The following is a 23,865-nucleotide window of genomic DNA, read 5'->3' on the forward strand; positions in this document are numbered from 1 at the left end:
CGCAAGCCGCGTCTGCACGCGTCATGCCCGTCCCCCTTCGGAAGCGATGTACCGACAGTAAGATCGAGAGACGTGCCGCATCCCCGAATCACAGTCAGTTGAATCCGCGAGAGTCCCTTTGTCTAGCGGAAACTACGTCCCTGGAGCTGTTTTGCGCGCGTTGGTTGTAGTGGCGAATCGGTTGAATCCTGCGCGCGCAGGACTTCGTTAACCTTTGCCGACGCAGCCGGTTAACGGGCGATTCTCCTGAGGGCATCTAGGCCTCGAAAGGAGGCGCAGAAGCCCTCTGAAACTACACGCTCAACCCAGCGACCGCGCCGCGATATCGGACACGTCGCGCGACAGGTTCGGCGTCGCCGCGACCATGCGCAGCGCCGCCTCCGCCTTGACCCTGCGCCCTGCCTCAAGCATGCGCCAGCTCTTGAACGAGCCGAGCAGGCGCGAGGCGACCTGCGGGTTGGTCCGGTCGAGCGCGATGACGATGTCGGCGACGAAGGCATAGCCCTCGCCATCGGCCCGGTTGAACTGGGTCAGGTTCGCCGCGAAGCCGCCGATCAGCCCGCGCACCCGGTTGGGATTGCCGAGCGAGAAGGCGGAGTGGTTCATCAGCCCCTTTACCCGGGCGAGCGTGCCGTCTTCGGCGATCAGCGCTTGCGCCATCAGCCATTTGTCGAGCACCAGCGGCTCGCGGGCATAGAGCTCGCCGAAGCGCGTGATCAGCTCCTCGCGCTCGGTGCCCGGGATCAGCGTCATCGCCGCCAGCGCCGCGAGCCGGTCGGTCAGGTTGTCGGCCTCGCCGAATTGCGCCAGCGAAAGCCGCGCGCCCTCGGCCGGAGCGCCGAGCGCGATCAGGCCGAGCGCTTCGTTGCGCAGTGCCCGGCGTCCGGCCGGCGCCGCGGCGGGCGAATAGGGCCCGCGTTCGACGAGGCTGTCGCGCAAGCTGGCCAGCTGCCCGGCGAGCGCGGCGCCGACCGCAGCCGACAGCCGCCGATGGGCGCCATGGACGACATCCGGGTCAACGTCGCGCCCGATCTCGCGGGCGATGTCAGCCGGGGCGGGCAGGCGCAGCACCTGCGCGCCGAAGGCAGGATCGGCCAGCGCCGGGCCGGCGAGGAAGCCTGCGAACGCTTCGGCGAGCGCCGTCGCGGTCGCATCCAGCGTAGACTGGTCGCCCTTGCCGGCGCGCACCAGCGCCCGCGTCGCCACCGTCTGCAGCGCCTGCCAGCGATTGAAGGAATCGCTGTCGGCGCTGAACAGCCGCAACAGCTCGCCGTCGCCGAGATCGAGCTCGAGCCGGACCGGTGCCGAGAAGCCGCGCAGCAGCGACGGCGTCGGCGCTTCCGGCAGGTCTGTGAAGGTCAGCGACAGGGAGGGCTGGTCGAGCACCACCACGCCGCCGCCCTTCAACGCCGGCGAGATGCTGGTGAGCGGCAGGTCGCCACCCTTGCCGACGAGGCCGAGCGCCACGGGGATGACCACCGGCTTCTTCTTGGGCTGGCCGGGCGTCGCCGGCGTCGATTGCGCCAGCTGCAGCGTATAGCTCTTCGCCTGCGCATCGTATTTGCCGGAGGCGACCACGGTCGGCGTGCCGGCCTGCTCGTACCATCCAGCGAAATGGGCCAGGTCCTGGCCGGAGGCCTCGACGAAGCAGTCGAGGAACTCCTCGATCGTCGCGGCGGTGCCGTCGCAGCGCTCGAAATAGAGGTCCATGCCACGGGCGAAGGCATCCTTGCCGATCAGCACCTTGAGCATGCGGATCAGCTCCGCGCCCTTTTCGTAGACCGTCGGCGTATAGAAGTTGTTGATCTCCTTGTAGGCGCGCGGCCTGACCGGATGGGCGAGGGGGCCGGCATCCTCGGAGAACTGCGTCGAGCGCAAGGTGCGGACATCGGCGATGCGCTTAACCGGGCGCGAGCGCTCGTCGGAGGAGAATTCCTGATCGCGGAAGACGGTGAGGCCTTCCTTCAGGCAGAGCTGGAACCAGTCGCGGCAGGTGATGCGGTTGCCGGTCCAGTTGTGGAAGTACTCATGCGCGATGATCGCCTCGATCGAGGCATAATCGCCGTCACTCGCCGTCAGCGGGTCGGCGAGGACATATTTATCATTGAAGATGTTGAGGCCCTTGTTCTCCATCGCCCCCATGTTGAAGTCGGACACGGCGACGACGTTGAACAAGTCGAGATCATAGTTGCGGCCGAAGACGCGCTCGTCCCAGCGCATGCAGCGCACGAGGCTGTCCAGCGCCCAGCCAGCGCGCCCGGCCTTGCCCGGCTCGACATAGACGGCGAGCTCGACCTTCTGGCCATCGGCGGTGGCATAGTCCTGCCGGACATGGTCGAGCTTGCCGCCGACCAGCGCGAACAGATAGGCCGGCTTGGGATGAGGATCGTGCCAGACGGCGAAATGGCGCTCGCCGCCGGGTAGCTCGGCCGCTGCGACGAGATTGCCGTTGGAGAGCAGCACCGGAGCCTGCGCCTTCGCCGCTTCGAGACGGACGGTGTAGACGCTCATCACGTCCGGCCGGTCGAGGAAATAGGTGATGCGGCGGAAGCCGTCGGCCTCGCATTGCGTGCAGTAGACGCCGCTGGAGCGGTAGAGCCCCATCAGCTTGGTGTTGGCGCTGGGGTCGAGCGTCGTCTCGATCCGGAGCGAGAACGCCCGCGCCGGCGGCGCCGGGATCGTCAGCCCCTGTGGCGAGAGCGAGTACAGGGAAGGATCGAGCGGGACGTCGTCGAGGAGAATAGAATCCGGCGTCAGCTCGTCGCCGTCGAGCATGAGCGGTGCACCGGCATGGCCGGCCGGGTTCGGGCGCAGCTGCAACTGCGAGCGGACCCTGGTTCGCGTCGGATCGAGGACGATGTCGAGATCGACGGTGTCGATCAGCCAGTCGGAGGGGCGATAATCCTCGAGGCGGATCAGCGGGGCGTCTTCGGCGCGCATGGCAGGCTCGCTTCCTTCAGTCGCTCTTAATCTATGGAGCCGGCGATGACGGCGAAAGCCGTCAGGGTAGGGCGTAGGGCTTGTCGGTCGTGATCGCCGGCTCGGCATGGCTGACCAGCCGGCAGACATCCGGCCGCGCCTCGCGAACCTTGCGCTCGATCTTGTCGACGGCGCGATGCACGGCGGCGACGTCGAGCGCGCCATCGGCGCGGCAGTGATAGTTGACCACGAGGCCGTTGCGGGTCTCGCGTACGCGGACGCTGTGGATGTCGCGGATCGGGCCGCCGGCCTCGGCCGCCTCCTGCGCGATTGCCTTGCCGATCGCCTCGACCACCTCCCATGGCGCATTGTGGCCGGAGGGCTGGCCGGTCTCCATCGGCTCGATATGGGTGTCGACCTCGGTCTCGCCGCCGAATTCGGCGCGGATCGCGTTCTCTAGCCGCGTCGCGATCTCGTGGGCTTCGCCGAGCGGCAGCAGCGCATCGACCTCCATGTCGAGCGAGACGGCGAGCCGCCCGCCGATCGTGTGGACGCTGACATGGTGCACCGGCACCTTCATCTTCAGCGCGATCAGCAGCACCCGCTCCAGCGCGGTCTCGTCATCGACCTGGACCGGGTTGGCGGTGACGGTCAGCGCCGAATCCGGCTCGACGGTCACCAGCGCCCGAAGCAGGTCGTCCTTGATCGCGGTGACGCGGTCGAGCGGCAAAGTGCGCGAGACCTGGATGCCGATCTCGCCCTGCACCACGCCGCCGGCGGGCCGCAGCCGCAGCCATTCGACATTGACGACGCCGGCAACGCCCTGCGCCGCCTCGCGCAAGCGCTCGGCGACGCCCTTCGGCGCCGCGTCGATCAGCGTATCGACGGTTCGCCGGCCGAGCTTCACGGCAGTGGCGATCATGAATACGGCGAGGGCCAGCGCCGTCGCGCTGTCGGCCATCGGCACGCCCATCCGGGTCAGGATCAGGCCGAGCAGCACCAGCGCCGTGCCGACGAAATCGGTAGCGAAATGCAGCGCCTCGGCCGCGAGCGCCTCGCTGCGGGTCTCCTTGGCGACCATGGTCAGCGTGCGCCAGCGCGTCGCGTCGACCATCAGCGAGAATAAGAGCACGCCGATCACCAGCGGCGTCACCGCGACATGTGGCTCGCTGCCGCTCCACAGCCGGTTGGTGGCTTCCCACAGGATCGCGCCCGAGAGACCGAACAGGATCGCGGTCTCCAGCAGCGCCGCCAATGCCTCGAACTTGCCGTGGCCGTAATGGTGCTCGTCATCGGCCGGCTTGTCGGCGGCGCGCACCGCGAACCAGGTGAACATGGTCGAGCCGATGTCGATCAGCCCCTGCAGCGCGTCGGTCATCAAAGCGAGCGAGCCGGAGAGGATCGCGGCGCCGAACTTGGCAAGCGTCAGCACGATGCTGGCGAGCACCGACAGCGTCGCCGCCTTCTGCTTGACCCGGGAGACCTCGGTGGGCGACACCGGGCCTGCCGGGTTCGGCGTGCGATCCTGCGTTTCGCTCATGATAGGTCCGCGCGAGCCCTCTTGGAATGGCGCCGGTTTGGCCCGATCCATCAACCAGATCAACCCCGGGAGCAAAACAGTGCGCTATCTCCACACCATGGTCCGCGTCACCGACCTCGATGCCGCCCTCGATTTCTACGTGACCAAGTTCGGCCTCATCGAAACCCGCCGGATCGAGAACGAGAAGGGCCGCTTCACCCTGGTCTTCCTCGCCGCGCCCGACGATGCTGCGAGCGTCAAGGAGCAGGGCAGCCGCGGCCGCCCGACGCTGGAGCTGACCTATAACTGGGATCCGGAGGTCTACACAGGCGGGCGCAATTTCGGCCACCTCGCCTATGAGGTCGACGACATCTATGCGACCTGCGACAGACTGATGAAGGCCGGCATCACCATCAACCGGCCCCCGCGCGACGGCAACATGGCCTTCGTCCGTTCGCCCGACAACATCTCGATCGAGATCCTGCAGAAGGGCGAGCCCAAGGCGCCGGCCGAGCCCTGGCTGAGCATGCCGAACACCGGGGCGTGGTGATCGCTGCGATTGCGGGCTGATATGCTTCCTGATATCATCAGATGATATCAGGGAGGCTCGCATGGGCATTCTGGTGCGCGACGAAAAAATCGACCGGCAGGTGCGTGAGCTGGCTCGTCAGGACGGGATTTCGCTTCAGGCTGCGATCGGCCTGGCGGTGGACAACGAGCTGAAGCAGCGTGCGGAACGGCGCGAGAGGATCGAAGCAGCCACGCGTCGGGCGCAGGAAAGGCTCGCCCAATATCCGACGGTCGATGACGGCCTGACTCACAAAGAGTTCTGGGATCGTGAGTACGGCGACGCCTGATGTTCCTCGACGCTTCGGTTATCGTCGCCAATCTGCTCGAAGAGCCCGAGGCAATCGCCTTCAGAGGGGCCCTCGCGCAGGCCTCCGAAAACGTGACCTCTCCCTTGGCGATATTTGAGGCCTCGACCAGAATCGCAGCGGTCAGGCGGGTCTCGATCGATAAAGCCTACGAGATCGTTCGCGACTTCACGGAAGAAACAGGGATTCGGATCGTCTCGATCGATGCAGCGATCGGTGCGGCCGCGCATGTCTGTGCGGCTCACTATCATTACCTTGCCGGCCATCGGGCCCGTCTTAATATGGGTGATTGTTTCGCTTATGCGGCGGCACGCGCCGCGGGCGTACCGCTCGCCTACAAGGGCAATGATTTCGTCCATACCGATATCGACGGCATCCGCTTCGGAGCCTGATCGTCCCAGCGGAGCTTTCGAACGTTGACCAAGATCCTCTTCGGCCATCTCGACGACGGCACGCCGATCCACGAGGCGGTGCTCCGCTCTCCCGCTGGCGCCGAGGCGCGGGTGATGGAATGGGGGGCGGTGCTGCGCGATCTCGTCGTGCCGCTGCCGAATGGCGGGCGCCAGCGCGTCGTTCTCGGCTTCCCCGACTTCGCCGACTACCCCATGCATTCCCCGCATATGGGCGCGATCGCCGGCCGCTTCGCCAACCGCATCGGCGGCGGCCGTTTCGCACTCGATGGCACCGAGTACCAGACCCCGCTCAACGAGCATGGCCGGAACTCGCTGCATGGCGGCGGGCAGGGCTTCGGCAAGCGGCCCTGGACGCTGGTGCATCATGACGAGGCGAGCGCGACATTGGCGCTGGTCTCTCCCGCCGACGATGCCGGTTATCCCGGCAGGCTCAATGTCCTCTGCCGCTACAGCCTCGTCGGGGCTGCGACCTTGCGGATCGAGCTCACTGCGACGACCGACGCGCCGACGATCGTCAACCTGGCGCATCACTCCTATTTCCGCCTCGACGACGGCCCGGATATCCTCGATCACGAGTTCGAGGTTCGCGCCAACCTGATCACGCCGGTCGATGCCGACCTGATCCCGGACGGCTCGGTCGCCCCGGTGGCGGGAACGCCCTTCGATTTCCGCAAGCCCCGGCCGATCCGCTTCGCCAATCCGGACGGCTCGCGCTTCTGGTACGATCACAACTACCTGCTTCGGCGTGACCATCGCGAGCCAGCGGCGGCGACGGGGCTCGAAATCGCCCATGCCGCGACCTTGCGCTCGCGCCACTCCGGCCTTGCCATGGAGATCTGGACGACCGAGCCGGCGCTGCAAGTCTATGACGGCTTCAAGCTGGATGCGCCGGTCGCCGGCCTCGGCGGTGCCCGCTACGGCGCCTGCGCCGGCATCGCGCTCGAGCCGCAGCATGTGCCGGACTCGCCCAATCTGCCGCATTTCCCGTCGACGGTGCTGCGCCCCGGCGAGGTCTATCGCCAGATCAGCGAATTCAGGTTCGGAGCGTAAGAGCTCCTAACAGAATCTGAGGGGGTCTCGATGGGCTTTGGAGGAGACGGATGCTAGGAGAAGCGCGCAGCCGATACCTTTTGGTATCGGCAAGTCGGTTCGACGCCGCAGGCGACCCTCCAAAGCCCACCTTCGGCGCCGGGAATTCGCCCGCCCGCGGCGTCGCGCCGCTTGCCGATACCAACGGTATCGGCTGCACGTCGCTCCTGGCGGATCGAGCGAATTGCCGGCGTCGAGACCCCCTCAGATTCTGTTAGGAGCTCTTAGTCGTATGGCCGGCGTCTTCTGTCTCGGTATCGCGACGCTCGACTATGTCTACAGCGTCGAGCGCGTGCCCAATCCCGGCGAAAAGGATCGGGCGCGCGATCTTGTCGTCACTGGCGGCGGCTGCGCCGGCAGCGGCTCGGCCGCGATCGGCCGGCTCGGCGGCAAGGCCTGGCTGGCGACCCGTCTGGGCGACGATGCGGTCGGCGACACCATCGTCGCGCAACTGCAGCAGGACGGTGTCGACACCTCGCTCTCGCCGCGCTTTCCTGGCCTGCGCTCTCCGGTCTCCTCGATCCTGATCGATGCCCAGGGCGAGCGCATGGTCGTCTCCTATACCGACCCGAAGACGCCGCTCTCGCCCGACTGGCTGCCTGAGACGCTACCTGATGGTTGCGACGGCGTGCTGGTCGACACGCGCTGGGGCGAGGGCTCGCTCGCGGCGCTGCAGCTCGCGCGCAAGGCCGGCGTGCCCGGCGTGATCGACGGCGACCGCCAGCCGACCCATCCGGAGATGGTCACCACCGCCAGCCATGTCGCCTTCAGCGAGAAGGCGCTGAGCGAGATGTCGGGCGGACAGGAACCGCGGGCGGCGCTGGAAGCGCTGGCGCGCAATGCCAGGAACTGGCTCGCGGTGACGCTCGGCCCGCGCGGCGTGCTGTTCATGGAGCATGGCGGCATTGCCCATCTGCCGGCCTTCCCGATCGAGGCAGTCGACACGCTCGGCGCCGGGGATGTCTGGCACGGCGCCTTTGCGCTGGCGCTGGCCGAGGGGCAGGGGGAACGCCAGGCCGTGCGCTTCGCCTCGGCGGTGGCTGCGATCAAATGCACCCGCTTCGGCGGCCGCGCCGGCACTCCGACGCGCGAGGAGGTCGAGCGCTTCCTGGCGGCGCATCCCTGAGGGGGCAACTTAATCGCCGGTGTCGTCGATGCGTCAGTGCCGCGTCGCGCCCTCGTCACGCTGCTCGGGCATGTGATCGGCCGTGCGCTGCCGCGCACCTGGTCAACGTGAGGAGAGTGTCATGCTGGCGATCCAGGGACTGAAATGCGTCTATGATACCGGCTCCCGCGGCTGGGCGATCGAGCTCGCGCTGAAGGGCGAGGGCGAGGACGCCGTGCGCCGCTTCGATGTCGACGGCCCCGAGGATGCCGAGATGCTGATCGAGGCCTTCGACGAGTCGACCGCAAGCAGCTTCGATCCGGCGACGGGCGAGATCGTCTTCGCCTATGAATACGCCACCCTCGACGACGAAGACGAGGATGAGGACGAGGCGGATGAGGACGAGGACGCCGAGACCGCCGAGGACGACGAAGACGAAGCTGCCGAAGACGAGGACAAGAAGGTCAAGGCCTGAGGCTGACGCTGCGCGAGATCAACGAGCGCGGCGCCAGGCCCAGTAGTTCCGAAGCCGCCGCGCGACCTCATGGGCGAGGGCGCGCGGCGGCGATGCGACCGGCAACACACGCTGGCCTGCAACGACGCATTTGCGACGCGATCCTGTTCCAGCGTAACGATGTGATGCCGCTGGCCCTCCATTCGTTGGCGCCGGCCGCCGTCACAGTCGAACGATCCTCAGGCCAGGCCGCGATGCAAGACGACGTTGTGTTCCCGTCTCTCCCGACGCTCGATACCGGCAAGCTCAAGCGCGGCGTCTGCGCCATCAGCGGCGTCGAGCTCAGCCGCAAGAACCTGATCGCGCTCGGGACATTGCGGCCCTCGCTGGTCGAGCATATCCGGCGCGACTTTCCCGATCTCGACGACAACAGCCTGATCAGCCTCAAGGAGCTGGCGCGCTACCGCACCCGCTATGTCGAGGAGATCCTGCGCGAGGAGCACGGCGAGTACACCGATCTCGATCGCGAGGTCGCCGAAAGCATCGCCCGGCAGGACACGATCGCTGAGAACGTCGAGGATGATTTCGAGGAGCACCGCACCCTCGGCGAGCGTCTCTCGGATGGGCTCGCCAGCTTCGGCGGCTCCTGGGCCTTCCTGATCAGCTTCGGCGTGGTGCTGATCGGCTGGATGCTGGTGAACATCGCGATGGCGGCCAGCGCCTTCGATCCCTATCCCTTCATCCTGCTCAATCTCGTGCTGTCCTGCATCGCCGCCATTCAGGCGCCCATCATCATGATGAGCCAGAAGCGGCAGGAGGCGAAGGACCGGCTGCGCTCCTTCAACGACTACCAGGTCAACCTCAAGGCCGAGCTCGAGGTCCGGCACCTGCACGAGAAGATCGACCATCTGATCACGCGGCAATGGCAACGCCTCGCCGAGATTCAGCAGGTCCAGCTCGAACTGCTGCAGGAGGCGCAACTGCCGCTCCGCAAGCCGAAGCGGCGCAAGAAGCCGGCGGCGAAGAAGAAGGTGGTGTCGGTCCCGGCGGAGCTACCGGAGCCGGACTCCGCGGCTTGAAGCCCGCTCGGAACCTGATCTCACAACAGAGGGAGGTTGACAGGTTGGGGCACGCTCTTTCTTGTGTCGGCTAACAAAAATGGCCGTCCCCGGGAGGTTGCCCTGTTCCGTCTGTCTCATGTCGCTCTGCTCGCCGGTACGGCTTTCGCCGCCCTCGCGACGCCCGCCGCCGCCCAGGGCCAGGTCACGGTCTACTGCTCGATCCTCGAGGAGCAGTGCCGCGAGGGCGCCTCGATCTTCGAAAAGGCGACCGGCATCAAGGTCCAGATGGTGCGGAAAAGCACTGGCGAGGTCTATGCCCAGGTTAAGGCCGAGGCGACCAATCCGCGCGGCGACGTCTGGTGGGGAGGGCCCGGCGAGCCGCATCTCCAGGCTGCCGACGAGGGCCTGCTCGACGAGTACAAGTCGCCGAAGCTGGCGGAACTGCACGACTGGGCGAGGCGCCATGCCGAGCAGTCGAAGTTCCGCACGTCAGGAATTTACCTCGGCGCGCTGGGCATCGGCTACAATCTCGAGACGCTGAAGAGCAAGAAGCTGGCCGAGCCGAAATGCTGGGCCGACTTGCTCGATCCCAAGTTCAAGGACGAGGTCCAGGTCGCCGATCCCAGCTCGTCGGGCACGGCCTATGTCTTCCTCGCCACCACCGTCCAGCGCCTGGGCGAGGACAAGGGCTTCGACTTCCTGAAGAGCCTGCACAAGAACATCAGCCAGTACACCAAGTCCGGCATCGCCCCGGTCAAGGCGACGGCGCTCGGCGAGACGGCCGTCGGCATCGCCTTCATGCACGACATGCTGACGCAGAAGCTGCAGGGCGCGCCGATCGGCATCGTCGCCCCCTGCGAGGGCACCGGCTATGAGACCGGCTCGGTCTCGGTGATCAAGGGCGGCAAGAACCCGGAAGCGGCGCGCAAGTTCGTCGATTTCACGCTCTCGCCGGAGGCGCAGGACATCAACGCCAAGCTCAAGATCAACTCGATCCCGTCGAACAAGAATTCCAAGCTCTCGCCCGATGCGCCGAAATTCGAGGAGATCAAGCTGATCGACTACGACACCCCGCGCTGGGGCAGTCCGGCCGAGCGCTCGCGCCTCCTGAAGAAGTTCGACGACGAAGTGAAGGCGCTGCCGCGCTGAGGACCTGAAGTCCCCATCCCGGGTTGGCGCTTCGCTCCGCCCGGGATGACGGCGCTCTGTACCGTCTGAGAGAGCGTTCCACGCGCCGGCGGCGCGCATCGCGGGCTGCCCGGCACCCACAGCTTGTTCATGCCGTGAGGCAGATTGAGCGGAGACTTGGTGTTGAGATGCGGCTGAAGCTCTCGCCGTCGCCGTAATTGCCCGTCGCCTGGACGATGTGCTTCACCAAGTCATGGCTGCGGCCGAGACGCCTGCCGAGCGTGCCCGCGGTACCGAGCGGGCGCTTGATCGATCCAACAGGTCCCGTGCTGGCCGGACCAAGGCTTATCAATCGGGCCTGCATCCAGCTGCGCGTCCGCTTCGTATCCAGGGCTGCGTAACCTTGGAGGCGCGCCCAGCATGTCCGATCCCGTCCTCGTCATCGCCCGCGCCAGGGTCATGCCCGCCGAGCGCGAGCGCTTCACTGCCGCGGCGCGCGACTGCATTGCGGCAACACGTCGCGAGCCGGGTTGCCTCGGCTATGACATCTGCGAAAGCCTCACCGCTCCCGGGCATTTCATCAGCGTCGAGAGCTGGGAGAAGCGTGCCGATGTCGACCGGCACATGCAGCAGGCCCATCTCCAGGCCTTCCTCGCCATCGCCGGGACTTGCGTCAGCGCCGCTCCGGTGATCGAAGTGGTGGAACCGCGATCGGTCGATCGCCTCTGATCCATCACGCCACGGGTTACGTCATGCAGCGCGCCATCTCCGTCGTCCGCAAGGCCGCGGTCAAGCTGGACCGGGTCGTCGAGACCCTCACCCTCGACCACCATGGCCGCAATGCGCGCCATGCCGCGCTCAAGGGCGATGGCGGGCAGGACATCCTGCTCGACCTCGACAAGCCGACCGCGCTGAACGACGGCGATGCCGTCAAGCTCGAGGACGGTTCGCTCGTCCTGATCAGGGCGGCGGCGCAGAAGCTGGTCGCGATCACCGCCGAGAACCCGCTGCGGCTGGCGCGTCTCGCCTGGCACCTGGGCGGCCGCCATGTCCCGGCCGAGGTCACCGCCGACGCGATCTATGTCGAGCAGAATCCCACGCTGGCCGAGCTCGTTCGCGGCCAGGGCTGTGCGATGAGCGAGGTCGAGCGGCCGTTCCAGCCCGAGCCCGAGGTCCATCACCACGACCATGGCGACGACTGCGGCTGTGGCCACGACCATGGCCATCACGACCACCATCACCACGGTCATGAGCACGGCCACGACCATGGCCATTCTCATTCTCATTCCGGTTCTCATGCCGGCCACAGCCATGAGCATGGCCATGATCATGCTCACGAGCATCACCATACGCATGAGCACGCCCATGGCGACGCTTGCGGCTGTGGCCATGATCACCATCACCACCATGACGATCACGGCCACAAGCACGACCATGGCCATCACGGCCACGAGCACGGCCACAAGGGTCACAAGCACGATCATTGAGCGTCGAGGCCGGTAGGCCTCAGGCGCGGAACGCTGCCGCGATCGCGCCGAGCGTCGCCGCGGCGCGGTTCTGGCTGACGCTCGAATGCAGGATGATCGGCCGGGGCGGCACGGCGGGCAGTGCCAAACGCGCGCCGACCTCGCTGAGTTCGGCCGGCGCGGCCTGACGGGCGAGCAGGGCGACACCGAGGCCCGCCATCGCGGCGGCGCCGACCGCAGCGGCGCCTTCGCCGGTGAAGGCTTCGCGCCAGGCAATGCCGGCCGCGTCCAGCGCCTCGACCGCCATCAGCCGCAATTTGCAGGGCTCGGGCTGGGCCGCCAGCGGCAGCGGCTGGTCTCGTGATATCGCGACGTTCGGAGCGCAGAACCAGCCAAACTGTGACTGGGTCAGCACCTCGCCGTCGCGGCGGCTCTCGTCGTAGCGCAGGGCGACGACCGCATCGATCTCGCCGGCGTCGTAGCGCTGGAGCAAGGTGCGCGTCGCGCCGATCCGCAGGTTCAAGGTCACGCCGCCATCGCGTTTGCTCGCCGCCTGAAGCAGGCGGGCGAGGTCGGGGCCGACGAGGTGATGGGTGATGCCGACCGAGAGGCGGACGCTGTCGCCAGAGAGGGCATCGGTCGCCCGGCGATGCGCCGCCAGGAATTCGCGCGCCGGAGCGAGGAAGCGCTCGCCGGCGGAGGTGAGGGTGACTCGCCGCGGCGTCCGTTCGAGCAGGCGCTGCCCCAGCCGCTCCTCCAGCCGGCGCAAGCGCAGCGAGGCTGCGGCCTGGGTCGTGTTCAGGATGCCAGCAGCGCGCGTGAAGGAGCGATGCTCCGCCACGAGGACGAAGGTCTCGACGGCTTCGGGGTCGAGCGTTAGTCGCACATCCATAACAGAATGATATCACTGAAACACGAACGGCGACAGTTTCGATCGCCTCCCGCCCGGTGTTCTCTGGCGGGAGCGCCCCTGAGAGAATCTAGTTGCCGATGTCGAAGACCAGCCCGAGCCTAGTTTCCGAAGCAGCTGCGAGCCGCGCCGGGACCGACCCTTACATCTGGACTGTGTTGACGGTCGCAGTCGCGACGCAGACGGCAGGGTCGTTCGTCTCGCAGGGTGTCTACATCCTCGTCCCGTTCTGGCGCGATGCGTTCGGCGTGTCGCTGGCCTCGGCAGCGCTTGCGGTCACCGCCATGAACGGCACGCAGATCCTGACGATGGTCTCGCTCGGCCGCGCGATCGATCGCCATGGCGAGCGGGTCGTCGTCGGAATCGCCATGGTCGGCATGGCGCTCGCGATGATCGCGGCAGCCTTCGCCAGCGAATTGATCGGACTGCTGATCTGCATGGTCGCCCTCGGCGGCACCTATGCGGCGGTACAGCCGGGCGGGACGCGGGCGATCATGCGCTGGTTTCCGCCGCAGCATCGCGGCCTCGCCACCGGCTTCCGCCAGGCGGCGGTGCCCTTGGGCACGATGATCGCCGCTGCGGTATTGCCGCTACTGGCAGTCCGCTTCGGCCTGGCTGCGGCTGCCTGGTCGAGCGCCGCGGTGTCGCTGCTCGGGGCGCTGCTGTTCCTGCTCTTCTACAGGGAAGGCGGCGCAGTGCAGGCCAGGCGCGAGGCGCCATTGCCCCTGCGCAAGCTGATCGGGACCGTCGGTGAGAATCCACGGTTCTGGCCGGTGCTCCGCCTCGGCATCGCCATGTCGGCCTTCCAGTTCACCTTCACCGCCCATGCGATCGGCTACATGGCCGATGCCCTTGCGCTCGATATGCTCGGCGCGGCGAGCCTGTTCGCCCTGACGCAGCTCGCCGGTATTCCCGGCCGCGTCCTGCTGCCCTGGCTCAGTGACAGGCTGAGACCCGGGCGGCGCTCGCAATCCTTCGCCGTGACCGCGCTCGTTGGCGCGGGCGCCGCCGTGGCACTCGCCGCGCTGCCGGCCGGCGTGCCCGCGCCGCTGCTGGCGGCCGTGCTGGTGGTCTTCGGGATCTTCGGGATCGGCTGGTTCCCGCTCTACCTGCTCGACATCGCCGAGATGGCGCCGCGGAGCTCGATTGCCTCGACCGTGAGCTTCGCCTCGACGCTTTGCCTGATCGTCATGGCGTTGGGGCCCTGGATATTCGGCCTGGCCGCCGACCGGTTCGGCTATGCCTGCGCCTGGACGCTACTGATCGCGCCGGTCGTCGCCCTGGCGCTGCCGCTGCTGGGGAGTGGAGATCGTGGGGGCAAGACTTGAGCGGATGGGCCAGCTTCAGCCAGCCCATCCGCGACGCCGGTCCGCCTCAGCTCGCATAGCCCTTCACGCTCGCCAGCGCCGTCATCACGCCGCGCAGCTCGGCTAGGCCACGCAGCCGGCCCACCGCCGGATAGCCCGGGAACGAGCCCTTCTTGGCGTCGTCGAGCAGTTCATGGCCGTGGTCCGGGCGCATCGGGATGCGCCAATGCGCCCAGCCAGCGGCCTTGCGGCGGGTCTGCTCGGCCATCAGCGCGTCGACCAGGGCGACCATGTCGGTGTCGCCGCCGAGATGATCGGCCTCCATGAAGGAGCCGTCCGGGTCCTTGGCGACATTGCGCAGATGCGCGAACCAGATCCGGTCGGCGAAGCGGCGGGCGATGGCCGGCACATCATTCTTCGGGTTGGCGCCGAGCGAGCCGGAGCAGAGGGTGAGGCCGTTCGACGGCGAGTCCACCGCGCCCAGGATGAAGGCGATGTCGTCCTCGGTCGAGCAGATGCGCGGCAGGCCGAAGAGCGGTCGCGGCGGGTCGTCCGGATGGATGCACATGCGGATGCCGACCTCTTCGGCGGTCGGAATCACCGCCTCGAGGAAGCGCTTCAAGTTGGCGCGCAAACCGTCATGGCTCGTGTCGGCATAGCGGGCGAGGATGCGCTTCAGCCCCGGCACGTCGTAGCGGTCATAGGCGCCGGGCAGGCCGGCCATGATGTTGGCCATCAGCCTGGCCCGGTCGGCCTCCGAGGAGCGCTCGAACCAGGCCTTGGCCCTGTCCATCACCTCGGCCGAATGGCCTTCGTCGGCGCCCGGCCGCTGCAGCATGAAATGGTCGACGACGACGTATTCGTGCAGGTTGAAGCGCAGCGCCGTGCCGCCGCCGGGAAGGGGCTGGGCGAGGTCGGTGCGGGTCCAGTCCAGCACCGGCATGAAATTGTAGCAGACCACCTCGATGCCGCAGGCGGCGAGATTGCGCAGCGACTGGCGGTAATTGGCGAAGATGCTCTCGAGGTCGCCTTCGCCGATCTTGACGTCCTCGTGGATGGGCAGGCTCTCGACCACCGCCCAGCGCAGGCCGAGGCTCTTGTCGGCCTCGATGATCGCCTTGCGCTTTTCGATCTCCGCGACCTCCCAGACCACGCCGTAGGGGATCTGGTGCAGCGCGTTGACGATGCCGCGCGCACCAGCCTGCCGGGCCTGGGCGAGCGTCACCACATCGTCCGGGCCGAACCAGCGCCAGGTCTGTTCCATCGTTGCAGTCCTTATTGAGGGCGCCGTCTGCTGCGGCTCTTTCAGGTGGGTTTGTTGAGGCCGCCACTAGAGCGGGATGCGAAAAAGTGGGAACCGGTTTTTCGCACGAATCCCGCTCCGACTATTGGAGTCGATCACGTTCATGAACGTGATCGATCGGCGAAGGCGTCGACATGGTCGCGCGCGATCGTCTCGATGGCGTCGAAGACGGTACGCAGATGCGCCCGCATGGTGCGTTCGGCCCGGGCCTCGTCGCCGGCGCTGACGGCCCGCGCGATCTCGCGATGCTCGCCCAGGATCATCTCGGACCAGCCGCCGGTGTCGAGCGACAGGCAGCGCACCCGGTCGAGCTGGGCCTTGACGCTCTCGATCAGGTTCCAGACCGACGGATGGCCGGAGAGCCGCGCCAGCTCGGCATGGAATTCTTCGTCGCTGCGGAAGAAACTGGCCCGGTCACCATCAGCGAGCGCCTGCTCCTGCCTGGCGATGAGCGCTGCGAGGGCCTCCCGCCCAGCCTCGTCGATGTTCTTCGCGGCCAGCGCCACGGTGCGGCATTCCAGGGTCTCGCGCACGAACTGGCTGTCATAGACCGCGGCGAGGTCGATCGGCGCGACGAAGGTGCCGACCTGCGGCACCACGACGAGGAAGCCGTCCTCGACCAGCCGCTTGAAGGATTCGCGCACGGGCGTGCGGCTGACGCCGAACTGCAGCGCCATGCGCGCTTCCGAGATCGACTCGCCCGGACGCAGTACCGCGTTCAGGATGTCGCCGCGCAACGCCCGGTAGATCTGGTCGGTGCTCTGTCTCGCTGCGGCGATGCCCATTGCCAAGCTCTTGTTCACTAGTATACTAGGATACCGGCCTATACGGAGGCGTCAACTCCGAAAGCCGCGATTTCAATAGAAGCCGGTGCTAAAAGTGCCGCAAGAGCCCGCTTTTCACGGGCTGGGGAAACAGCAGGCGGCGAGGCCGCCGGGAGGGGAGATCATGGCTCAGGACACCATCCATCGTCGGACATTCCTCAGTGGCGTCGCTGGCATGGCCGGTATCGCGGCTGCGCCAGGAGCCTTCGCTCAAACGCTCAAGCTGCCGGCATCCCCGCTCACGATCAGCGTCATCGACGTCGGCGGGGCGCTCGCGCTGGTCCAGACGCCGCTGGAGAACTACCCCAAGGCAAATCCAAAGGCCGTCTCGCGGATGGTCTTCACCAAGGCGCCCGCGCCCGAGCTGCCGGCCAAGCTGAAGGCGCAGCAGGATGCCGGCCGCCTCGACATCGATTTCGTGATCGGCGGCCTCGACGTGCTCTCGGCCGGCATCGACCAGAAGCTCTGGGTCGAATTGCTGCCGCGCTTCGCCGCCGAGCTGCCCAAGCCCGACGAGATCTACCTGAAGCCTGCGCTCGCCATGCACAATCTCGGGCGCGGCCAGGCCATGGCGATGGTCTATTACCCGTCCGGCCCGCTGCTCGAATACATGCCCGACAAGGTCAAGACTCCGCCGACCACGGCGCAGGAGCTGCTCGACTGGACGAAGCAGAACAAGAACCGCTTCCTCTACGCACGCCCGGCCAATTCCGGCCCAGGCCGCACCTTCATCATGGGCCTGCCCTATATCCTCGGCGACAGTGATCCGAAGGATCCGGCCAAGGGCTGGGACAAGACCTGGGCCTATCTGAAGGCCCTCGGCGAGAACATCGAGTACTACCCGGGCGGCACCGGCGCGACGATGAAGGAGCTCGGTGACGGCTCGCGCGACATCATCGTCTCGACAACCGGTTGGGACATCAATCCGCGCGTCCTCGGCGTGGTGCCGAAGGAGGCCAAGATCCAGGCGATCAAGGGCTTCCACTGGGTCACGGACGCCCAGTACATGATGATCCCGAAGGGGGTCTCCGACGAGAAGCTCGCCGTGCTGCTCGACCTGATCCGCCACATGCTGACGCCGCAGCAGCAGGCCTACACCTATGACGAGGGCTATTTCTATCCGGGCCCGGCGGTGAAGGACGTGCCGCTCTCGATGGCGCCGGCCTCAAGCCAGAAGGCCATCGCCGAGTTCGGTCGGCCGGAATACGACAAGCTGATCGCCGACAACCCGATGGAGACCCCGCTCGACCCCGAAAAGATGGTCGTCGCCTTCCGCATCTGGGACGAGCAGGTCGGCGGCGCCAAGCGCAAATAGCCCCTGCTGAAATCACCAAGCAGGCCGGTCCTTGACCGGCCTGCTGCTGTGCTGTCGCCTGTTGGCAGCCGCCCATCCGTTCGAACCCGATGGTCCTTCATGTCGATACACGCCGCGAATTTCCGCGAACTCAGGCTCGGCCGGCTCTGCCGCGACTTCGGCACGCATAACGCCGTCAAGGATGTCACGCTGACGATCAAGCAGGGCGAGTTCATCGCGCTGCTCGGTCCTTCCGGCTGCGGCAAGTCGACGACGCTGAACCTGATCGCCGGCCTTCTGCCTGCGACCGGCGGCGGCATCTGGCTCGACGAGAAACGCATCGACCCGCTGCGCCCCGAGGAACGCGGCTTTGGCATGGTTTTCCAGAGCTATGCGCTCTTCCCGCATATGAGCGTGAAGAAGAACATCGGCTTCGGCCTGAAGATGCGCGGCATGGCCAAGGCCGAGAGCGACCGCCGCGTCGCCGAAGCCGTCGCCATGGTCCGCCTGCAGGGCCAGGAAGAGAAGCTGCCCGGCCAGCTCTCCGGCGGCCAGCAGCAGCGCGTCGCCATCGCCCGCGCCATCGCGGTGCAGCCGCCTTTGGTGCTGATGGACGAGCCGCTTTCCAATCTCGACGCCAAGCTGCGCCTCGAGATGCGCGCCGAGATCAGGCGCATCCACAATACGCTCGGCGCCACCACCATCTACGTCACCCACGACCAGGAAGAGGCGCTCTCGCTCGCCGACCGCATCGTGGTGATGCGCGACGGCCAGATCCGCCAGGTCGGCGGGCCGGAGGACCTGTTCTCGCGGCCGGACCATCTCGACGTTGCCGAGTTCATGGGCTTCCGCAACAAGGTCGCCGGCCTCGTCGCCTCCGTCGCCGACGATCAGGCGACGGTTACTGTCGGCGAGGTCGGCGTCGCCGGGCGGGTGCGTTCGCCGGTCGTGGCGGGGCAGGGCGCGCATATCTCGATCCGCCCTGAGGACCTTCATCCGGTGGCGGACGGCGCTCCAGGGCTCAAGGCCAAGGTCGTCTCGACCGAGTTCCACGGCCGCGAATTCGTCGGCTTCGCCCGCATGGCCGACGACACGCCGCTGACCTTCCTGGCTGAAAGCCGCATCGCGCCCGGCACCGAGATCCGGCTGTCCGCTGCGCCCGATCGCGTCCTGGTCTTCGGAGGCGGGGCATGAGCACCGTTTCCGGCGCTACCGCCGACATCCCGCTCAAGCAGCGGCTCGCCGCGCGTGGGCTCGACGGGCTGACCTTGCTCGTCCTGCCGGCGGTGTTCTTCCTGCTGGCGCTGTTCATCAACCCGTTCCTGTACGGGCTCTTCCTCTCCTTCACCCCGAAGGCCGGCGGGGCGCTGGCCAACTACCAGCGCTTCTTCTCGGATTCCTTCCTCTACGGGACGATCGCGACCACGCTCTGGCTGGCGCTGCCGGTGACGATCGTGACGCTGCTGCTGGCGATCCCGATCGCCTTCCGCGTCCGGCTGATGAAGAACCAGCGCCTGCTCACCACCATTCTGGTGATCCCGATCACGCTCGGCACCGTGCTGGTCGCGCAGGGACTGCTGAACTATCTCGGCCCGCAGGGCTGGTTCAACCGGACGCTGATGACGATCGGCCTGATCTCCTCGCCGGTGAAGCTGCTGCACAATTACTGGGGCGTGATGCTCTCGCTGGTCATCACCGGCTTCCCCTTCACCTTCCTCCTGACCCTGTCCTACCTCACGGGCGTCGACCCGGCGTTGGAGCAGGCCGGCGCGACGCTCGGCGCCGGACCTTGGCAGCGCTTCAAGCACATCCTCTTCCCGCTGCTGCTGCCGGGCCTTGCCATCACCTTCTGCCTCTCCTTCGTCCAGGCCTTCTCGGTCTTTCCCTCGGCAGTGCTGCTGGGGGCGCCGGCGGGACCGACGCGCGTCATCTCGATCGCCGCCTACCAGGCCGCCTTCGAGGAATATGATTACTCGATGGCTTCGGCCGTCGCGATGATCATGGGCATGGTTCAGCTCGCCATCGTCGTCGCGGTGCTCGGCCTGCGCGGGATGCTCTATCGCGGCCCGGCCGGCGGCGGGAAGGGCTGAGCGCCATGGTGAAAGATACCCGCCTCACCACCAAGCTCTGGGCCGCGGCCAACTGGACGCTGATCGGCTTCTTCATCGTCAACCTGTTCGCCATGATCGCGGCGGTGGTGACGAGCTCGTTCTCGACGCGCTGGCTGCGCTCCTGGCTGCCGGACGGTTGGACGACGCGCTGGTACGGCGCCGCCTGGGCCGAGTTCCAACTCGGCGACGTGCTGACGGTCACCTTCCAGATTGTCTTCCTCGTCGTCTTCCTGTCGGGGCTGATCGGTGTGCCCGCCGCCTATGCCCTGGCGCGGCGCGATTTCCCCGGCAAGAAGCTGGTGATGCTGCTCTTCCTGCTGCCGCTGCTGGTGCCGCCGATCACCTTCGGCATCCCGCTGGCGACAGTTCTCTACCGCACCGGGCTCGCCGGCTCGATGTCGGGCGTGGTGCTCGCCAACCTCGTGCCGACCGTGCCCTTCGTCATCCTGGTGATGATCCCGTTCATCGAGCAGATCGACACGAAGATCGAGGCGGCGGCGCGCGTCTTCGGCGCCAGCACCTTCAAGCTCTTCATCCACGTCCTGCTGCCGCTGCTGATGCCCGGCATCCTCGCCGCGCTGCTGCTCGTGTTGGTCCGCACGATCGCGATGTTCGAGCTGACCTTCCTGACGGCCGGCCCGACCAGCCAGACGCTGGTGGTCGCGCTCTACTACGCCGTCTTCGCCGCCGGCGTGCGCGCCGTCCAGTCGATCGACGCCATGGCGGTGATCTACATGGTGACGACGCTGGTCTGGCTGGTGATCGCCCTGCGCTTCGTCAACCCGACACAGATCGTAGCAAGGGCGAAGCGATAGTCAGCTTTTCGTCATTGCGAGGAGCGTAGCGACGAAGCAATCCAGGGCGGCAGCGCTCTATGTCTCTGGATTGCTTCGCTGCGCTCGCAATGACGAGGGAACCTCGCGGCCCGTTCTGCATTCCTCCGCAGCCGGTCGAGCTGCGGAGGCGCTGAATGGTCACCAAGGGCAGGGAAGGCGCTAGGGCGAGCCAGGGCCGCCTGCGCCGCGTGACCATCGACGACCTCACCATCCGCCGCGTCAGGGTAGGCCGCAATTTCGGCTATCGCGACGCCGATGGCGGCAAGGTCACGGACGAGGAGACGCTGGCCCGTATCCGTTCGCTGGCGATCCCGCCGGCCTATGAAGATGTGCTGATCGCCAGTGATCCGCGCGCCCATCTCCAGGCGGCCGGCCGCGACGATGCCGGGCGCATCCAGCACCGCTATCACCCCGACTGGGAGAAGGTGCGCGAGCGGCGCAAGCTCAAGCGCCTCGGCCGCCTGATCGATGCCTTGCCGAAGCTGCGCGAACGCATCGCCACCGATCTCAAGAATCGCGTGCTGTCGCGCAGGAAAGCGCTCGCCTGCGCCGCCGCGATCATCGACCGCTGCCATATCCGCGTCGGCAACGAAGTCTATGCCCGCACCAATGGTAGCCATGGCGCCTCGACCCTGCTCAAGCGCCACGCCGATATCAGCGGCAAGCACCTCACGCTCGCCTTCCGCGGCAAGGGCGGCAAGGACATCGTCTGCGGCCGTGATGATGCTCCGCTGGCTCGTGCTTTGACACGGCTGAAGACCATCCCGGGCAAGCGCCTGTTCCAGTTCCGCGCTGAGGACGGCTCGGTCGCGGCGATCAACGCCGCCGACATCAACGCCTACCTGAAGGAGGCAGCTGGCTTGCCGATCTCAAGCAAGGATCTGCGCATGCTCGCCGCCAATGCCGCGGCCGCCGAACTCCTGCTCTCAACCGACATCGCCGCCAGCGAGCGCGGCCGCAAGCGCCAGCTCGCCGACATCATGCGCGCCATCGCCGAGCGGCTGGTCAACACCCCGGCCGTGGTGCGCAAGAGCTATGTCCACGCCATCGTCGTTGACGCGTATGCCAGCGGCCGCCTGATTCGTGCCTATCGCAAGGCGCGCGGCCGCGGCGGCTGCTCGCGCATCGAGCGGGCGCTGGGATTGCTGGCGGCGTGAGCGTGATGCATGGCCGCCTGCCCGGGCCGGGCGGCAGGAGGGGTTGAACCCGCCGCCGCGCTGGTGATGCTCGGAGCAAATCATCCGAGGAAGCGCCACGTATGTTTCTCACCAATTCCGACATGGTCGAGCTGATCGAGCTGCGCCACGCTCTCCACCGCGCGCCGGAGATCTCCGGCGAGGAGCGCGAGACGGCGAAGGCGATCGTCGACTTCCTCACGCCGAGCGCGCCCGATCGCATCGTCACCGAGCTCGGCGGCCATGGCGTCGCGGCGATCTATGACGGCGCCGAGCCGGGCCCGACCGTGCTGATCCGCTGTGAGCTAGACGCCCTGCCGATCGAGGACCTCTCAGGTGTGCCGCATTCGTCGCAGATGCCGGGCAAGGGCCATCTCTGCGGCCATGACGGCCATATGACCACGGTCGCGGCGCTCGCGCGCGGGCTCGGGCGGCAGCGGCCGCAGCGTGGGCGCGCCATCCTCCTCTTCCAGCCGGCGGAGGAGACCGGTGCCGGCGCCGCCGCGGTGATCGCCGATCCGAAATTCCCGGAGATCGCGCCGGACTTCGCCTTCTCGCTGCACAACAAGCCCGGCCTGCCGTTGGGCTCCGTCCGGATTTCGGAGGGGCCGGCCAATTGCGCCTCGCGCGGGCTCAAGATCGTGTTGACCGGCCACACTTCGCATGCCGCGACGCCGGAGCATGCGGTCTCGCCGATGAAGGCGCTCGCCCGGCTCATGCCCGAGCTGACCGCGCTTGGTCCCGGCGGCGCGCTTGAGGGCAATTACCGCCTCGTCACCATCACCCATGCCAGCATGGGCGAGCCGGCCTTCGGCATCACCCCCGGCCGCGCCGAACTCTGGGCGACCCTGCGGACGCTGAACGATTCCCTGATGGGCTCGCTCTGCGCCGAGGCGGAGGCGCTGGTGCGCGAAGCGGCCTCAACCGATGGCCTCTCGGTGGCGATGGATTATCTCGACGTCTTCCATCACTGCGAAAACCACCCCGAGGCGGTGGCGCATCTGCGCCAGGCCTGTGACGAGGAAGGCATCGCGCGTGGCGAGACGCCGCCCCAGCGCGGCTCGGAGGATTTCGGCCTGTTCGGCCGCTCCTCGAAATCGGCGATGTTCCTGCTCGGCTCCGGCGAGGACAGCCCGCCGCTGCACAATCCCGACTACGACTTCCCCGACGCAATCATCGCGCCAGGTGCCCGCGTCTTCATGCGCACGGTTCGTAATCTGCTGGGTTAGCCGTCGCCTGCTCCTGCGTGCTATGCGGCGCCTCGAACACAGCAGAGGTGCCCATGCGCAGGATCAGGATCATCGGCATCGGCGCCGGCAATCCCGAGCACGTAACGATCCAGGCGGTGCGGGCGCTCAACACAGTCGACGTCGTCTTCGTGCCGGACAAGGGTGCCGAGAAATCGGCCCTGCGCGAGCTGCGCGAGGAAATCTGCCGGCGCTATATCGAGCACGGCAACTGGCGCACTGTGCCGCTCACCGTGCCCAAGCGCGCCGAAGCGGGGAACGATTATCGCGGCAGTGTCGACGACTGGCATGCGGCGCTGGCCGAAAGCTATGAGCGCCTGTTCCGCCAGGAACTGGGCGAGGACCAGACCGGTGCGTTGCTGGTCTGGGGCGACCCCTCGCTCTACGACAGCACGCTGCGCATCATCGAGGCCGTGCGCGCCCGTGGGCTCGCCTTCGACTATGACGTCATCCCCGGCATCACCTCCGTCCAGGCACTGGCCGCAGCGCATAATCTGGTGCTGAACCGGATCGGCGAGCCCGTCACCATCACCACCGGCCGCAAGCTCGTCGAAGGCGGTTTTCGCGACGAGGACGGCAGCACGGTGGTCATGCTCGATGGCGAGCAGGCTTTCGCGAAGATCGATCCCGTCGGGCTCGACATCTGGTGGGGCGCCTATCTCGGAGCGCCGCAGGAGGTTCTGGCTTCCGGCCCACTCGCTGAAATCTCCGATGAGATTGTCCGCAGGCGCGAGGCGGCACGCGCCGAGAATGGCTGGATCATGGACACTTATCTGCTGAGGCGACACGAGGGCTGATCGGTGGCGTTTGCCGTTAGGCCACCATACCG

The 23,865-nt window shown here is 67.1% G+C and carries 23 protein-coding genes; 18 read left to right on the top strand and 5 right to left on the bottom strand.

The features are described 5' to 3' along the window. Positions 1-300: 300 nt before the first annotated feature. Positions 301-2,940 carry an aminopeptidase N gene (gene pepN / locus AC3WLC_RS19435; protein ID WP_493685556.1) on the bottom strand — a complete coding sequence of 880 codons (2,640 nt, stop codon included), beginning with the start codon at positions 2,938-2,940 and terminating at the stop codon, positions 301-303. A 61-nt stretch (positions 2,941-3,001) separates the two neighbouring features. Continuing rightward, positions 3,002-4,459, bottom strand: a complete 1,458-nt coding sequence (locus AC3WLC_RS19440; RefSeq protein WP_493685558.1) for a cation diffusion facilitator family transporter — start codon at positions 4,457-4,459, stop codon at positions 3,002-3,004. A gap of 79 nt (positions 4,460-4,538) precedes the next feature. Between AC3WLC_RS19440 and AC3WLC_RS19445 the strand changes: the two genes are divergently transcribed. The 10 genes from AC3WLC_RS19445 (at position 4,539) to AC3WLC_RS19490 (ending at position 12,050) form a co-directional block, all read left to right on the top strand. Continuing rightward, positions 4,539-4,988, top strand: a complete 450-nt coding sequence (locus AC3WLC_RS19445) for a VOC family protein (protein WP_493685559.1) — start codon at positions 4,539-4,541, stop codon at positions 4,986-4,988. Positions 4,989-5,049: 61 nt separating this feature from the next. Next, positions 5,050-5,295, top strand: coding sequence for a type II toxin-antitoxin system VapB family antitoxin (locus AC3WLC_RS19450; RefSeq protein ID WP_129158230.1), 246 nt, complete (start codon positions 5,050-5,052; stop codon positions 5,293-5,295). Next, the gene (locus AC3WLC_RS19455) at positions 5,295-5,705 is read left to right on the top strand and encodes a type II toxin-antitoxin system VapC family toxin (protein WP_493685560.1); all 411 of its coding nucleotides are present in this window, start codon (positions 5,295-5,297) and stop codon (positions 5,703-5,705) included. The genes AC3WLC_RS19450 and AC3WLC_RS19455 overlap by 1 nt, the downstream gene beginning before the upstream one ends. A gap of 24 nt (positions 5,706-5,729) precedes the next feature. Continuing rightward, positions 5,730-6,776, top strand: coding sequence for an aldose epimerase family protein (locus AC3WLC_RS19460; protein WP_493685561.1), 1,047 nt, complete (start codon positions 5,730-5,732; stop codon positions 6,774-6,776). Between the two features lie 271 nt (positions 6,777-7,047). Beyond that, on the top strand, positions 7,048-7,941 hold the full coding sequence (locus AC3WLC_RS19465) for a sugar kinase (RefSeq protein ID WP_493685562.1): 894 nt from the start codon (positions 7,048-7,050) through the stop codon (positions 7,939-7,941). Positions 7,942-8,062: 121 nt separating this feature from the next. Further along, complete coding sequence (locus AC3WLC_RS19470) at positions 8,063-8,395, top strand: hypothetical protein (protein WP_493685563.1); 333 nt, start codon at positions 8,063-8,065, stop codon at positions 8,393-8,395. 233 nt (positions 8,396-8,628) lie between these two features. After that, positions 8,629-9,453, top strand: a complete 825-nt coding sequence (locus tag AC3WLC_RS19475) for a DUF1003 domain-containing protein (RefSeq protein ID WP_493685564.1) — start codon at positions 8,629-8,631, stop codon at positions 9,451-9,453. Positions 9,454-9,555: 102 nt separating this feature from the next. Then, the gene (locus AC3WLC_RS19480; protein WP_493686089.1) at positions 9,556-10,584 is read left to right on the top strand and encodes an ABC transporter substrate-binding protein; all 1,029 of its coding nucleotides are present in this window, start codon (positions 9,556-9,558) and stop codon (positions 10,582-10,584) included. 399 nt (positions 10,585-10,983) lie between these two features. Then, the gene (locus AC3WLC_RS19485; RefSeq protein WP_493685565.1) at positions 10,984-11,292 is read left to right on the top strand and encodes a putative quinol monooxygenase; all 309 of its coding nucleotides are present in this window, start codon (positions 10,984-10,986) and stop codon (positions 11,290-11,292) included. A gap of 23 nt (positions 11,293-11,315) precedes the next feature. Next, positions 11,316-12,050 carry an urease accessory protein UreE gene (locus tag AC3WLC_RS19490; protein WP_493685567.1) on the top strand — a complete coding sequence of 245 codons (735 nt, stop codon included), beginning with the start codon at positions 11,316-11,318 and terminating at the stop codon, positions 12,048-12,050. 19 nt (positions 12,051-12,069) lie between these two features. Here the strand turns inward: AC3WLC_RS19490 and AC3WLC_RS19495 are convergent, their stop codons facing one another. Further along, positions 12,070-12,921, bottom strand: a complete 852-nt coding sequence (locus tag AC3WLC_RS19495; protein WP_493685568.1) for a LysR family transcriptional regulator — start codon at positions 12,919-12,921, stop codon at positions 12,070-12,072. A gap of 98 nt (positions 12,922-13,019) precedes the next feature. Here AC3WLC_RS19495 and AC3WLC_RS19500 point away from each other — a divergent pair, with 98 nt between their 5' ends. Continuing rightward, positions 13,020-14,267, top strand: coding sequence for an MFS transporter (locus tag AC3WLC_RS19500; protein WP_493685569.1), 1,248 nt, complete (start codon positions 13,020-13,022; stop codon positions 14,265-14,267). Positions 14,268-14,313: 46 nt separating this feature from the next. On the opposite strand, the gene uxuA is transcribed toward AC3WLC_RS19500, so the two are convergent. Continuing rightward, positions 14,314-15,510: a mannonate dehydratase gene (gene uxuA, locus AC3WLC_RS19505; RefSeq protein WP_493685570.1), complete on the bottom strand. Its 1,197-nt coding sequence runs from the start codon at positions 15,508-15,510 to the stop codon at positions 14,314-14,316. A 140-nt stretch (positions 15,511-15,650) separates the two neighbouring features. Then, on the bottom strand, positions 15,651-16,334 hold the full coding sequence (locus AC3WLC_RS19510) for a GntR family transcriptional regulator (protein ID WP_493685571.1): 684 nt from the start codon (positions 16,332-16,334) through the stop codon (positions 15,651-15,653). A 163-nt stretch (positions 16,335-16,497) separates the two neighbouring features. Between AC3WLC_RS19510 and AC3WLC_RS19515 the strand changes: the two genes are divergently transcribed. The 7 genes from AC3WLC_RS19515 (at position 16,498) to cobF (ending at position 23,833) form a co-directional block, all read left to right on the top strand. After that, positions 16,498-17,688 (top strand): extracellular solute-binding protein, encoded by a 1,191-nt coding sequence (locus AC3WLC_RS19515; protein WP_493685572.1) that lies wholly within the window; start codon positions 16,498-16,500, stop codon positions 17,686-17,688. A gap of 99 nt (positions 17,689-17,787) precedes the next feature. Continuing rightward, positions 17,788-18,861, top strand: coding sequence for an ABC transporter ATP-binding protein (locus tag AC3WLC_RS19520; RefSeq protein WP_493685573.1), 1,074 nt, complete (start codon positions 17,788-17,790; stop codon positions 18,859-18,861). Next, positions 18,858-19,757, top strand: a complete 900-nt coding sequence (locus tag AC3WLC_RS19525) for an ABC transporter permease (RefSeq protein WP_493685574.1) — start codon at positions 18,858-18,860, stop codon at positions 19,755-19,757. The genes AC3WLC_RS19520 and AC3WLC_RS19525 overlap by 4 nt, the downstream gene beginning before the upstream one ends. A gap of 5 nt (positions 19,758-19,762) precedes the next feature. Further along, entirely contained in the window at positions 19,763-20,593 is an 831-nt protein-coding gene (locus tag AC3WLC_RS19530; protein ID WP_493685575.1) for an ABC transporter permease, read from the top strand. Between the two features lie 155 nt (positions 20,594-20,748). After that, positions 20,749-21,771 (top strand): DNA topoisomerase IB, encoded by a 1,023-nt coding sequence (locus AC3WLC_RS19535; protein ID WP_493685576.1) that lies wholly within the window; start codon positions 20,749-20,751, stop codon positions 21,769-21,771. Positions 21,772-21,872: 101 nt separating this feature from the next. Next, on the top strand, positions 21,873-23,018 hold the full coding sequence (locus tag AC3WLC_RS19540) for an amidohydrolase (RefSeq protein WP_493685577.1): 1,146 nt from the start codon (positions 21,873-21,875) through the stop codon (positions 23,016-23,018). Between the two features lie 53 nt (positions 23,019-23,071). After that, entirely contained in the window at positions 23,072-23,833 is a 762-nt protein-coding gene (gene cobF, locus AC3WLC_RS19545; RefSeq protein WP_493685578.1) for a precorrin-6A synthase (deacetylating), read from the top strand. Positions 23,834-23,865 lie beyond the last annotated feature (32 nt).

Source organism: Allobosea sp. GW821-FHT03A12 (assembly GCF_058986765.1).

Excerpts from the sequence above, each read along its gene's own strand:
- AC3WLC_RS19540 (WP_493685577.1), top strand. The coding sequence starts at position 21,873 with ATGTTTCTCACCAATTCCGACATGGTCGAGCTGATCGAGCTGCGCCAC.
- cobF (WP_493685578.1), top strand. The coding sequence starts at position 23,072 with ATGCGCAGGATCAGGATCATCGGCATCGGCGCCGGCAATCCCGAGCAC.
- AC3WLC_RS19450 (WP_129158230.1), top strand. The coding sequence starts at position 5,050 with ATGGGCATTCTGGTGCGCGACGAAAAAATCGACCGGCAGGTGCGTGAG.
- AC3WLC_RS19515 (WP_493685572.1), top strand. The coding sequence starts at position 16,498 with ATGGCTCAGGACACCATCCATCGTCGGACATTCCTCAGTGGCGTCGCT.
- AC3WLC_RS19520 (WP_493685573.1), top strand. The coding sequence starts at position 17,788 with ATGTCGATACACGCCGCGAATTTCCGCGAACTCAGGCTCGGCCGGCTC.
- AC3WLC_RS19475 (WP_493685564.1), top strand. The coding sequence starts at position 8,629 with ATGCAAGACGACGTTGTGTTCCCGTCTCTCCCGACGCTCGATACCGGC.
- AC3WLC_RS19495 (WP_493685568.1), bottom strand. The coding sequence starts at position 12,921 with ATGGATGTGCGACTAACGCTCGACCCCGAAGCCGTCGAGACCTTCGTC.
- AC3WLC_RS19470 (WP_493685563.1), top strand. The coding sequence starts at position 8,063 with ATGCTGGCGATCCAGGGACTGAAATGCGTCTATGATACCGGCTCCCGC.
- AC3WLC_RS19440 (WP_493685558.1), bottom strand. The coding sequence starts at position 4,459 with ATGAGCGAAACGCAGGATCGCACGCCGAACCCGGCAGGCCCGGTGTCG.
- pepN (WP_493685556.1), bottom strand. The coding sequence starts at position 2,940 with ATGCGCGCCGAAGACGCCCCGCTGATCCGCCTCGAGGATTATCGCCCC.
- AC3WLC_RS19510 (WP_493685571.1), bottom strand. The coding sequence starts at position 16,334 with ATGGGCATCGCCGCAGCGAGACAGAGCACCGACCAGATCTACCGGGCG.
- AC3WLC_RS19490 (WP_493685567.1), top strand. The coding sequence starts at position 11,316 with ATGCAGCGCGCCATCTCCGTCGTCCGCAAGGCCGCGGTCAAGCTGGAC.
- AC3WLC_RS19530 (WP_493685575.1), top strand. The coding sequence starts at position 19,763 with ATGGTGAAAGATACCCGCCTCACCACCAAGCTCTGGGCCGCGGCCAAC.
- AC3WLC_RS19485 (WP_493685565.1), top strand. The coding sequence starts at position 10,984 with ATGTCCGATCCCGTCCTCGTCATCGCCCGCGCCAGGGTCATGCCCGCC.
- AC3WLC_RS19535 (WP_493685576.1), top strand. The coding sequence starts at position 20,749 with ATGGTCACCAAGGGCAGGGAAGGCGCTAGGGCGAGCCAGGGCCGCCTG.
- uxuA (WP_493685570.1), bottom strand. The coding sequence starts at position 15,510 with ATGGAACAGACCTGGCGCTGGTTCGGCCCGGACGATGTGGTGACGCTC.
- AC3WLC_RS19465 (WP_493685562.1), top strand. The coding sequence starts at position 7,048 with ATGGCCGGCGTCTTCTGTCTCGGTATCGCGACGCTCGACTATGTCTAC.
- AC3WLC_RS19455 (WP_493685560.1), top strand. The coding sequence starts at position 5,295 with ATGTTCCTCGACGCTTCGGTTATCGTCGCCAATCTGCTCGAAGAGCCC.
- AC3WLC_RS19500 (WP_493685569.1), top strand. The coding sequence starts at position 13,020 with ATGTCGAAGACCAGCCCGAGCCTAGTTTCCGAAGCAGCTGCGAGCCGC.
- AC3WLC_RS19525 (WP_493685574.1), top strand. The coding sequence starts at position 18,858 with ATGAGCACCGTTTCCGGCGCTACCGCCGACATCCCGCTCAAGCAGCGG.